This is a genomic window from uncultured Marixanthomonas sp. (assembly GCF_963974425.1).
Taxonomy (GTDB): Bacteria; Bacteroidota; Bacteroidia; order Flavobacteriales; family Flavobacteriaceae; genus Marixanthomonas.
This window is the reverse complement of record NZ_CAXBCK010000025.1, coordinates 39,269-50,856: the sequence shown is the minus strand read 5'-3', so window position 1 is coordinate 50,856 and position 11,588 is coordinate 39,269. Positions and strand designations below refer to the sequence as shown.

Sequence of the window (11,588 nt, the reverse complement as noted above, 5' to 3'; positions counted from 1 at the left end):
AACTGGTGGAACAAAAGGAATAGGATACGGAATTGCTGTAAGTTTATTGCAACAAGGAATTAACGTTGCCATTACAGGAAGAAATGGTGATACTGCAAAAGAAGCAGCAGACACATTAAATAAAGCTAAAGACAATAATGGTAAAGCCATTGGTATTGAAGCAGATGTTCGTAGTTATGAAAGTCAGGAAAAAGCTGTAAATCAAGTGATAGAACAGCTTGGAAAGATTGATATTGTAATTGCAAATGCTGGGTTAGGTCATTTTGGCTCAGTAGAAGACTTAACGGTAGAGCAGTGGCAACAAACCATTGACACTAACTTAACCGGTCCTTTTTATACATTGAAAGCGAGTGTAGATTCCCTAAAAAAGGAAAAAGGATACTTTATAACTATTTCTAGTTTAGCGGGAACTAATTTCTTTGCTGGAGGAGCGGCTTATAATGCTAGTAAATTTGGAATTACTGGTTTTACACAAGCTGCAATGTTAGACCTTAGAAAGCATGATGTAAAAGTAAGTACCATTATGCCGGGAAGTGTTTCTACGTATTTTAACGGAAACGAACCTACTGAAGGTGATGAAGCTTGGAAAATTCAAATTGAAGATATAGGTAAGTTGGTGGTAGATCTATTAACAATGCATCCACGTACTTTGCCGAGTAAAATTGAAGTACGGCCAACTGTGCCGCCAAGCGCAAAAAAATAATTGTAAACTTTATTATTAGAATTGAATAAAACAAAAAAGCTGCTATCATAAAATAGCAGCTTTTTTGTTTCTGTAACTAATTATCTAAAAAAGGCTTCCGCCCAATTTTCAGCATCTGTTAACTTTTCAAAAAAAGCGAAACTATTTTCAAAGAGAGATTGTTCATTAATAGCTCTTTCTCTTTCTTCTGGATTTTCCGAAACGATTGCTAATCCTTTTAGATTAGTAATTGAAATACTTTTATTCTTATAAAGGTTCAGGTCTACTTCATGTTTAAAGTTACGATCGGTAATTAATACAAATGGTTCGTTTTTAAAAAACTCTTGAAATTTTTGATGAACTATGGTTGCTTTTTCAATATCGTAAAAAACATTTTCAAAAACCTTTAAAATAGCATACTTAGCAAAGATACTAAGTTCACAAAAGTCAGTATTTATTCTGTGTATCATAACTAATTACTTTCATCTAAGAAGTAAAGTAAATATACAGAATATTATGATTTGTTTAACATTTATTTATAATAATATTAACATTTTTAAATCATTGTATTTCAAATAATTATATGTTTTAAATAAAAAAAGCGGCTTTAAAGCCGCTTTTTATTGTGTCTATTTTTATACTCTTAATTAGAAGAAAGTAATGCTAAGAATTTATCAAGGTTTGGAAGAATCACAATTCGTGTTCTTCTGTTTTTTGAATACGCTTCTTTGGTTTCTTCTTCAGTAAGTGGGTGAAAGCTACTTCTACCAGCTGCGATTAATTTTTCTGGTGCTACACCAAAGTCGTTTTGTAATTTTCTAATAACGGCTGTAGAACGTTTAACGCTTAACTCCCAGTTATCTTTAACATACGATCCTGGTTTTACAGTTTGAGAATCTGTGTGACCTTCAATCATTACTTCCATAGCAGGTTCACTGTTAATAACGCCAGCTAATCTTTCTAAAAGATTATCAGCTTTTGGGTTAACACGAGCACTACCAGAATTAAATAATAATTTATCTGAAACGGTAATCATTACAACAGTTTCGTCAATATCAATCTGAATATCATCTTCTTCCCCTTCACCAATTAAAGAGCTATCAAGATTTTTCTTTAAGTTATATGAAACGATTAGATTCATACTATCCTTTAAAGTTTTAGCTTGAGCTAATTCTTCTTGATCTACATTAGCCAATGCAGCTCTCATTTTTTCTTTATCCTTATTTGAAACTACAATATTATCTTCTAATTGTAAGCGGCTGTCGTTAGTATCTTTTAAAGATTGTATTTTGGAATTGTAATCTGCAACTCTGTCTTCAATTTTAGCATATTTAGCTTCAATTTCTTCTTTTTCAACTTGTGTTTTAGCTAGCTCTGAACGAGTTTCATTATAATCGTTCTGTAGTTCGACATACTTCTTTTTCGAAACACATGATGTAAATATGAATGCGCCCGAAAGTAAGGTTAGTGTGATTAACTTTTTCATTGTAATTAGTTTTAGGTTTATTGTTGGGACAAATATACGTGTAAACACGTATAACGATATAGTTAAGGTTTCCTATTGTTTTGTTAAAAAAACTTAAAATCAGAACATTAAAAAAACGGATACTACTGTACCCGTTTTGTTTTTAAGTGTTTAAATAGATATTAGTCTTCCTGTTTAGACGCCATTTGAAGTTTATTTTTTCCAAAATCCAACGTACGTATTGGAAAAGGAATGTTAACACCAGCTTCGTCAAAGTGTTGTTTAATTAGCTTAATAGCCTTATGCTGTGCAGCTAATTTTGGTTTTGGTTTTTTACTATCGATCCAAAACCTAGTAACAAAATTAATTGAGCTGTCACCAAATTCGGTAAAGAAAAAGTCTATCGCTTCTCCTTCTTGAGGTTTAAAGTTTTCAGTAATAACTTTTAAAACGATATCCTCTACTTTTTGTAAATCATCTTCATATCCCACACCACAACTAACATCTACTCTAGAACGTTCACTTAGTGAATAGTTAGTGAAAGGATTGTCAACAATTATAGAATTGGGTATGATAACATATTCGTTGTCTGTTTGACGAATGGTAACATTACGAAGACTAATTTCGGTAACATACCCTTTATGGTCTCCAGCCTCTACAAAGTCTCCAATTCTTATTTTTGGTAAAAAGGAAAGTAATAATCCAGAAAAGGTATTGCTTAGTGTTCCTTGTAGTGCTAAACCAATGGCTAAACCTACAACACCGGCACCAGCTAACACAGACGTCAACACTTTATTGAGGTCCATAACACCCAAAGCAATAAAGAAACCAATAATTACAATAACAGCAAAAACAATCTTACTGAGCATTTGTCTTATTGATTCTTCATTGATTTTTTTCAATAGAACCTTTTTAAATACTTTAGTAAGAATTTTTGCTAAAAAGTAAAAAACAACCATAACCAAAATGGCTACAGCAAAATTGGGTAACTTTAAAATGATGGCATCTAACCAGCCTCCTAATTTATCCCATAAGCCTGTAATTGCGTCGTTAACTGAAAATGTTTTCTCATCCATAGTCTATTGTAATTTTTTATTATTGAATTAAAGTAGCGAGGAAAGCATAAAGGTACCCAAAATCCAAAGGACTAAGGATAAAATGCCCCCTATGATTAAAAAATGCCTAAACTTATAAAACCCCATACCGTATATTAAAGTATTAGTTTGATACCCCATTGGGGTAAAAAAGCTAAAATTAGCTCCAAATAATACCGCTAATATAAAAGGCTTAAAAGGTAACTCCAAGCCGACAGCTACCGATATAGCAATAGGCGTCATAATAATAGCTGTAGCATTGTTGCTAATAACCCCACTCATTATCATTGTTATTAAGAAAATAAGCCCAATTATTATAATATTCGATTTCCCGCTTAAAACCATTAATAATTGATCTGATATCCATTGATCTGCACCGGTGTTATGTATCGCCACTCCTAATGGTATCATGCCTGCCAAAAGGAAAACAACTTGCCAATTAACACGATGATATACATCAGTTAGTTTAATGCAATTGGAGAGTAATAGTAATGCAACCCCCAATAATGAACTAATTAAAATAGTCAATAGTCCACTTGCAGCTAAACCTATTATTAATAACAATATACCAAAAGCTATGCTTTTTTTAAAATTATTCTTTTCCGTAGGAATTTCATGTTCTTGTAAAATAGCGACGTTTTCTAGTAATTCTAACCGAGGAATGTCCTGCTTGGGTATTTCCACTAATAATCTGTCTCCTGGTTTAAGCGCTATCTGTTTAATATCTTTTCTTATAAGTCTTTCTCTAGTATTTCTAATATTTTTTCTTTTTCTAATTGCTATGGGTGTAGCATTTTGAATGGATTGTCTTCTTATTTCCTTAAGTGACTTTCCAATTAATACAGAACCAGGAAGTATTAATAATTCGGCAAATCCCAAATTCTCTGGATTGTCTTTCTCTTCTTCTTCAACATCTTCAAGTTTATAAACTGTTTCACTTACATTTAAGCGTTCATGGATATCTAATCCTTTAAATTCGTTAAGACGCATTAGATTATCAAGGTTGCAGAGTAGTAGTAGTTTATCCCCTTTTTTAAGTGTCATATAACGCCCCGGAGCATTATTGGTTTGATTGTTTCTTGAAATTTTTAAAAGGGAAATATCTTCATTATTAAACAAGAAGGTATCTTCTATTTTCTTTCCGATAAGAGAAGAATTTTCAGTAACTACAACCGAAGTTACATAATTTTCAATTTTATATTCATCTTCAATCGTCTCTTTCTTTTCACCAGGTAACCATTTTGAAGCAATAGTTATTATTACGATTGAAACCGCTAAGAAAACAATACCGTAGAGGGAAAATTCAAAGAAAGAAAAGCGTTCGGCACCTAGATTCAAGGCTACGGAATTCACAATTAAGTTAGTAGAAGTTCCCATTAAAGTACAGCTCCCGCCTAATATTCCTGCAAATGATATAGGAAGTAGGAGTTTAGATTCAGGTAATTTGAATCGTTTAGATATTTCAGAAATTATCTTGATAAAAACAATCACTACAGCTGTAGTACTTATAAAAGCTGAAATCCCTGCCGTTATAAACATAAAAACAGGCAGCAGTATAATAAAAGGAAGAATATGAAGCTTTTTTAAAAAACGCGCGAGCGTAGATATCACCCCCGTATCTTCCATGCCGATGGCGACAATCATTAATGCGAGTACAGTAATAGTTGCTGTATTTGAAAAACCTGAAATTGCTTCTTCAGGGTTTACCAAACCACATATAGCTAAAGATACAATAATGAAGAGTGCAATTTTATCAACGGGAAAAACCTCGAAGGCAAAAAGCACGATGGTAATAAGCAAAATAGAAAAAACGAGTATAATTTCTATTGTCATATATCTTTAGTTGATTTACATAAAGATACATTTAGAAATTATACTCGCTTCTAAAATATTCTTAAAATATTATCCTAAATACTTTTTCAAGATATGACTCTTAGATTGTTGACGCAATCTACGAATCGCTTTTTCACGAATTTGACGAACACGCTCTCTACTTAAATCAAACGTATCACCAATTTCTTGTAAAGTCATTACTGGTTGTCCGCCTAGGCCAAAATTAAGTCTTACAACATCTGCCTCTCTTGGAGAAAGAGTATCTAAAGCACGATCAATCTCAATTCTAAGTGATTCGTGTATAAGTGACTTATCTGGGTTTGGGCTTTCACCAGAGCTAATAACATCATATAAGTTATTATCGTTTTCACCCTCTTGAAAAGGAGCATCCATCGATAAACTTTTATTAGAGTTTTTTAAAGAACTCTTTACTTTACGTACTGAAATATCTAACTCCTTTGCAATTTCTTCTGCGGTGGGTTTACGTTGGTGTACTTGCTCTAAGTGAATAGCAGCCTTATTTATTTTACTGATATCACCAATCTTGTTAAGTGGTAAACGAACTACACGAGCTTGTTCTGCAATTGCTTGTAGGATAGATTGTCTAATCCACCATACAGCGTATGAAATAAACTTGAAACCACGAGTTTCATCAAAACGTTTTGCAGCTTTAACCAAGCCAACATTTCCTTCATTTATAAGGTCTGAAAGACTTAACCCTTGATTTTGGTACTGTTTTGCTACCGAAATCACGAAACGAAGGTTAGAACGCGTTAGCTTTTCAAGGGCCGCTTGATCACCTTCTCGAATACGTTGTGCCAATTCTACCTCTTCTTCAGCGGTAATCATGTCTATTTTACTTACATCTTGTAAATAACTGTTTAAAGACTTTGTTTCCCTATTGGTAACCTGCTTCGTAATCTTTAGTTGTCTCATATATATAGCCTATGTTTAATTTTAATAACAGGGCATGATAAGGCTTAGAATCCATAAATCCAAATTCTTAACACCTTTTGTTAAATATTATGCCGAAAAGGACTAAAATAAGTACATTCAAGCTAAAATAAAGTCATGAAAAAATATATTTCAAGCTTATTTGCGGCATTAATGTTCTTCATTTCAAAGGCAGAAGCGCAAATTCCGAAAGAAGTTCCGCATCCGGATAATAATAAACCATTAGATTTATCAAGTCCCGCCGACATTATAATTTATATTGTAATCCCTGTGGTTTTTATAATATTGTTCTTCGTTTGGCGCAGTAGGCGAAAAAAGAAGAACAAATAATTAGTCGAAAGTTAGTCGCAAAAATAACACGTATTTTACAAGTTTAGTATAAAAAATTAATTTTTATGAAAAAAAATGTATTAGGAAATACAATCTTAAAGATTTCACCGATAATTTTTGGAGGAAATGTTTTCGGTTGGACCTTAAACGAAAAAGAATCTTTTGAAATGCTCGATGCCATAACCGAATTGGGCATTAATTGCATAGATACGGCCGATGTTTACTCACGTTGGATTGATGGCAATTCAGGTGGCGAGTCTGAAAAAATCATTGGAAAATGGATGAAAGAACGCGGAAACCGAAAAGATATCATTCTTTGTACCAAAACCGGAATGGATATTGGGCAAGGCGGTATTGATATTTCAGAAAAACATATTAAAAAATCAATTGACAATTCATTAAACCGTCTGCAAACCGACTATGTTAATTTGTACTATGCTCACAAAGATGACGAAACAACACCTCCTGAAGAAACGTTAGGAGCCTTTAAAGACTTAATTGCCGAAAAAAAAGTACAATATATAGGTGCTTCAAATTTTTCGGCAGAACGATTACGTAAATCCTTAGAAGTATCAAGAGTAAATGATTTACCAGCTTACTCTGTTTTTCAACCAGAATATAATCTGTTAGAACGTTCTAAGTTTGAAGGAGGCATAGAAACAATTTGTGAAGAAGTGAATCTTGGTGTCGCAACATATTTTTCTTTAGCAAGTGGATTACTTACAGGTAAATATACTTCTGAAAAAGATATTGAAAACTCCAGCAGAGCAAGTTATGTAAAGAAACACTGGAATGAAAAAACTAAAAAGATAATCCAGACTGTAAATACTATAGCAAAAAATCATAAAGTATCTCCTGCCGCTGTTGCAATATCTTGGGTATTACACAGGCCAGCCGTATCGGCTCCTATTGTAAGTGCAACAAAAAAAGAACATCTTACAGCTTTTAAAGAAGCAGCCATCTTGGAGCTCACTATTACAGAAATAGAAACTTTAAACAATGTGAGTGCTTAATTTCTGTTTTTTTTAAGAAAATGATTTGTACGCTTGTATATCTTTGGCGTGCTTATTGTTTATCTATTTCAAGAAATTTATGGCGACTATGAGATTTATTTTGGTATTTATATGTATTGGTTTCACGACCTTTTATTGCGTGGGACAAATTGACAATCAGAATACAAGTGTACGTTTTGAATCTATTGATAACACTCCAGATGACACTCCAACAGGACTTGAGCTTCCAGATCTCGATACCCCGAGCCTTACCAATCCAAGAAAACCAAATGATGAAAACCCAGGTTTAGGAGAAGAAGACCCTGATATTGACTTTAATACAGATGATGGTTTGTTGGACTATAAAACCGATGAAGCTCCAAAATATTTTAAGAAAAAAGACAAACCCGTTTTGGCTTCTTATTTACAAGACCAAAAATTAGGGGACGTTAAAACCAATGGGGAGTTTGTAAACGTTATGTGTCGCGATCACGAATTTGTTGATGGTGATCGCATTCGAGTATTTGTCAATGATGATGTAGTACGGTCAGATATTTCTTTAACGTCTTCATTTACAACAATAAAGTTACCGTTACAAAAAGGAATTAACACCGTAGTCTTTGAAGCATTAAATCAAGGAACTTCAGGTCCTAACACAGCCGAATTGCACGTTTATGATGACAAGGCTCAATTGATTTCAGCAAAAGAGTGGAATTTAGGCACCGGTTACCAAGCTTCTTTCATAGTTATTAAAGAATAATAATTTTCTGAAGTATCTTTACTTCTGAAAAAAATAAAAAATATGCTTACAGATTTTAAAAACTTACCAGGTGATTCTCGTATCTGGATATATCAAACCAATCGTAAATTTACCGACGAAGAAATAGCTGAAATTGAACCAAAAACAGCTTCATTTTTAAAAGAATGGACCGCTCATGGTTCCGATTTACAAGCTGGTTTTGAAATTAAACATAATCGGTTTATAGTTATAGGTTTAAATCAATCGATAGCTTCGGCATCAGGCTGTAGTATTGATGCTTCTGTTCATTTTATTCAATCCTTGGAAAAAGAATACGATGTCGATTTAATGGATAAAATGAATGTTACTTTTTATTCTGGCGATTATATAGCTCATAAACCGCTTTCCGATTTCAGAAAAATGGCTAAAAGTAAATCAGTTTCTAAAAACACGATTGTCTTTAATAATTTAGTCAATACTAAAGAGGAATATTTGGAGAATTGGGAAGTGCCTGCAAAAGAGTCTTGGCACAATCGTTTTTTATCATAGTTTTAGTACTTTCGGTTTATGAAAAAATTGCTTTTAACCTCACTGCTTACATTACTTTTTACATCCGCTTATAGCCAGCAAATCAATCCATTGATTATAAAAGAAGACTTTGAGAATCAAAAGAAATGGGTGGATAGTATTTATGGTAATATGTCGTTACAAGAAAAAATTGGTCAATTATTTATGGTCGATGTTTTTTCGAGTGCACCAAAAGCTAAAATTGATAAAGTAAAAAGCCTAATAAACAACCAATATATTGGTGGTGTTATATTTTCAAAAGGAGGTCCTAAAAGGCAAGCAAAATTAAATAACGAGTTTCAAGAACTTTCAAAAACACCTTTACTTATTGGTATGGACGCCGAATGGGGACTCGCTATGCGACTTGACACAACGTTCGCATACCCTTGGAACATGACTTTGGGAGCTATTGAAGATAACGATATTGTTCGCCAAGTTGGAAAACGAATAGGAGAGCAAAGTAAACGATTAGGAGTACATATAAACTTTGCGCCCGTGGTAGATATTAATACCAATCCTAACAATCCTATTATCGGTAACCGCTCGTTTGGAGAAGACAAGGGGAATGTAACTGAAAAAGCTTTAGCTTTTATGAAAGGTTTTCATCAAGCAGGTATTTTGGGTAGTGCGAAACATTTTCCCGGCCATGGTGATACCGAAGACGATTCGCACAAAGTATTACCTACTATAGACCATACTCGTGAGCGAATTGACAGTATTGAATTATATCCATACAGAGAGTTAATTAAAGAAGGGTTGAACAGTGTGATGGTAGCCCATTTAAATGTTCCAGCGCTAGAGGATAAATTGAATTTTCCGTCGTCACTATCAAAAACAGTTGTAACCGATATATTAAAAGGAGAACTCGGCTTTAATGGTTTAATATTTACCGATGCTTTAAATATGCGAGGTGTTGCCAATTTTGATAAACCTGGAGAGATAGACCTTGCAGCTTTTTTGGCAGGAAATGATGTGTTGCTTATTTCTGAAGACATTCCGAAAGCTCACGCCTTATTGGTTAACGCATATAGAGAAGGGGCTATTACTGAAGAGCGCTTAGCACATTCCGTTAAAAAAATTATGTACGCCAAATACAAGGTAGGCTTAAACGATTACCAACCTGTTGACACTACTTATTTGGTTGAAGAGTTAAACACTGTAAATGACGATGCTTTATACGAAAAAGCGATGGAAAATGCTTTAACCGTGCTTAAAAATGACAAAGCAACGTTACCTATTAAAGACCTACAGAAAAAGAAAATCGCATATGTAAATTTTGGTGATGAATCAGGAAAACCTTTCTTAGAAGAACTTCGGAAATATGCCAAAATAGATTGGGTAAAAGCGAATAACTTAGATGGCTATGTGCAAAAGCTGAAAGATTATAATTATGTAGTTATTGGTTTCCATAAAAGCAATGAAAACCCTTGGAAGGGTTACAAGTTTACTGAAAAAGAATTAGTGTGGATATACGAAATTGCTCGAACTAACACGGTTATTTTAGATGTATTTGCGAGACCTTATGCACTTTCAGATCTTAAAACAGCTGCTAATTTTGAAGGAGTAATTTTATCATATCAAAATAGTGAGGTTTCGCAGCAACTTTCTGCACAATTAATATTTGGAGCCAGAGAGGCAAATGGAAAGTTACCGGTAACATTAGGAGAATCATTTCCGCTTAATACACATTTTAAAACAAAATCCTTAAAACGCCTACAATACGGAACACCTGAAAGTGTAGGGGTAAACAGTTATAAGCTTAAAAAAATAGATTCTTTAGCACAAGTTGGGTTGTGGAGCAATATGATGCCTGGAGCCCAAATATTAGTAGCTAGAAAAGGAAAGGTAATCTATAATAAGACGTTTGGGCATCAAACCCAGCAAAAGAAGAGCGCTATTAAAGATAGTAATATGTACGACGTGGCGTCACTTACAAAGATTTTAGCCACGTTGCCTATGGTAATGAATTTATTTGATCAAGGTGTGCTTACTATGGATACTACCTTGGGCGAAATGCTTCCGGAGTATAAAAATTCAAACAAAGCTAATGTCACACTCAAAGAAATGCTGTCACATTATGCCCGCCTTAAAGCGTGGATTCCGTTTTATACCCATACATTAGATACCATTACTAATAAGCCGGCTGCTAAATATTATAGTACGACAGCAACTGAAAAGTTTAATGTGGAGGTCGCCGAGGATCTTTACATGCGCCGTGATTACCAAGACAGTATTTTTAAAATAATTAAGGATAGTGAGTTAAGACCGGTCAAAGGCTATAAGTACAGCGATTTACCTTATTATATTTTGAAAAAATATTTAGAAGAATTTTATGGTGCTCCTCTAGAAAGGCTCGTGCAACGTAACTACTATGAATCATTAGGAGCGAATCATACTACATATTTGCCATTAAATAAATTTCCAAAAAGCAACATTGTTCCTACGGAAGAAGATAACACATTCCGTATGCAAAAAGTACAAGGTTACGTTCATGACCAAGGAGCTGCAATGTTAGGTGGCGTAAGTGGTCATGCTGGTTTATTCAGTACCTCTAACGATATTGCCAAAATCATGCAAATGTACCTATGGAAAGGATTTTACGGCGGAACCCGTTATTTTAAGCCTGAAACTTTAGATGCTTTTAATACCTGCTATTATTGTGAGGACGATGTAAGGCGAGGAGTAGGTTTCGATAAACCCCAATTGGGCGATGTTGGACCAACTTGTGGGTGTGTTTCCATGACAAGTTTTGGACATAGCGGATTTACAGGAACGTTTGCTTGGGCAGATCCCGACTTGGAAATAGTTTATATATTTTTATCTAACAGAACGTACCCTGATTCCCGAAATAGAAAGTTGATAAGTAGTAATTTGCGTACCAAAATACAGCAAGCTATTTATGATGCCATTGATTATTAAATAAGAAAAGTAA

General features: G+C 33.9%; 11 protein-coding genes. 6 read left to right on the top strand and 5 right to left on the bottom strand.

Features of this window, described 5'->3' with window-relative positions:
* Window positions 1-703: SDR family oxidoreductase (locus AACZ92_RS09015; protein ID WP_339700023.1), on the top strand; the 703-nt coding region annotated here is incomplete at its 5' end.
* Between the two features lie 80 nt (window positions 704-783).
* Here AACZ92_RS09015 and AACZ92_RS09010 read toward each other — a convergent pair.
* The 5 genes from AACZ92_RS09010 to AACZ92_RS08990 form a co-directional block, all read right to left on the bottom strand.
* On the bottom strand, window positions 784-1,152 hold the full coding sequence (locus tag AACZ92_RS09010; RefSeq protein WP_339700021.1) for a hypothetical protein: 369 nt from the start codon (window positions 1,150-1,152) through the stop codon (window positions 784-786).
* Between the two features lie 173 nt (window positions 1,153-1,325).
* Window positions 1,326-2,168 (bottom strand): OmpA family protein, encoded by an 843-nt coding sequence (locus AACZ92_RS09005; RefSeq protein WP_339700018.1) that lies wholly within the window; start codon window positions 2,166-2,168, stop codon window positions 1,326-1,328.
* A gap of 161 nt (window positions 2,169-2,329) precedes the next feature.
* Window positions 2,330-3,223, bottom strand: coding sequence for a mechanosensitive ion channel family protein (locus AACZ92_RS09000; RefSeq protein ID WP_339700015.1), 894 nt, complete (start codon window positions 3,221-3,223; stop codon window positions 2,330-2,332).
* Window positions 3,224-3,250: 27 nt separating this feature from the next.
* A complete protein-coding gene (locus AACZ92_RS08995; protein WP_339700013.1) occupies window positions 3,251-5,074 on the bottom strand; it encodes an SLC13 family permease in 1,824 nt (607 codons plus the stop codon).
* A 69-nt stretch (window positions 5,075-5,143) separates the two neighbouring features.
* Window positions 5,144-6,010, bottom strand: a complete 867-nt coding sequence (locus AACZ92_RS08990; protein ID WP_116693672.1) for an RNA polymerase sigma factor RpoD/SigA — start codon at window positions 6,008-6,010, stop codon at window positions 5,144-5,146.
* A gap of 135 nt (window positions 6,011-6,145) precedes the next feature.
* On the opposite strand from AACZ92_RS08990, the gene AACZ92_RS08985 reads away from it, so the two are divergent.
* The 5 genes from AACZ92_RS08985 (at window position 6,146) to AACZ92_RS08965 (ending at window position 11,575) form a co-directional block, all read left to right on the top strand.
* Window positions 6,146-6,358 carry an adenylosuccinate synthetase gene (locus AACZ92_RS08985; protein ID WP_339700005.1) on the top strand — a complete coding sequence of 71 codons (213 nt, stop codon included), beginning with the start codon at window positions 6,146-6,148 and terminating at the stop codon, window positions 6,356-6,358.
* 65 nt (window positions 6,359-6,423) lie between these two features.
* Window positions 6,424-7,371: an aldo/keto reductase gene (locus tag AACZ92_RS08980; RefSeq protein ID WP_339700003.1), complete on the top strand. Its 948-nt coding sequence runs from the start codon at window positions 6,424-6,426 to the stop codon at window positions 7,369-7,371.
* Window positions 7,372-7,459: 88 nt separating this feature from the next.
* A complete protein-coding gene (locus AACZ92_RS08975; RefSeq protein WP_339700001.1) occupies window positions 7,460-8,110 on the top strand; it encodes a hypothetical protein in 651 nt (216 codons plus the stop codon).
* Window positions 8,111-8,152: 42 nt separating this feature from the next.
* Entirely contained in the window at window positions 8,153-8,638 is a 486-nt protein-coding gene (locus AACZ92_RS08970; RefSeq protein WP_339699999.1) for an ABC transporter ATPase, read from the top strand.
* Window positions 8,639-8,656: 18 nt separating this feature from the next.
* A complete protein-coding gene (locus tag AACZ92_RS08965) occupies window positions 8,657-11,575 on the top strand; it encodes a glycoside hydrolase family 3 N-terminal domain-containing protein (RefSeq protein WP_339699997.1) in 2,919 nt (972 codons plus the stop codon).
* Window positions 11,576-11,588: the final 13 nt, after the last annotated feature.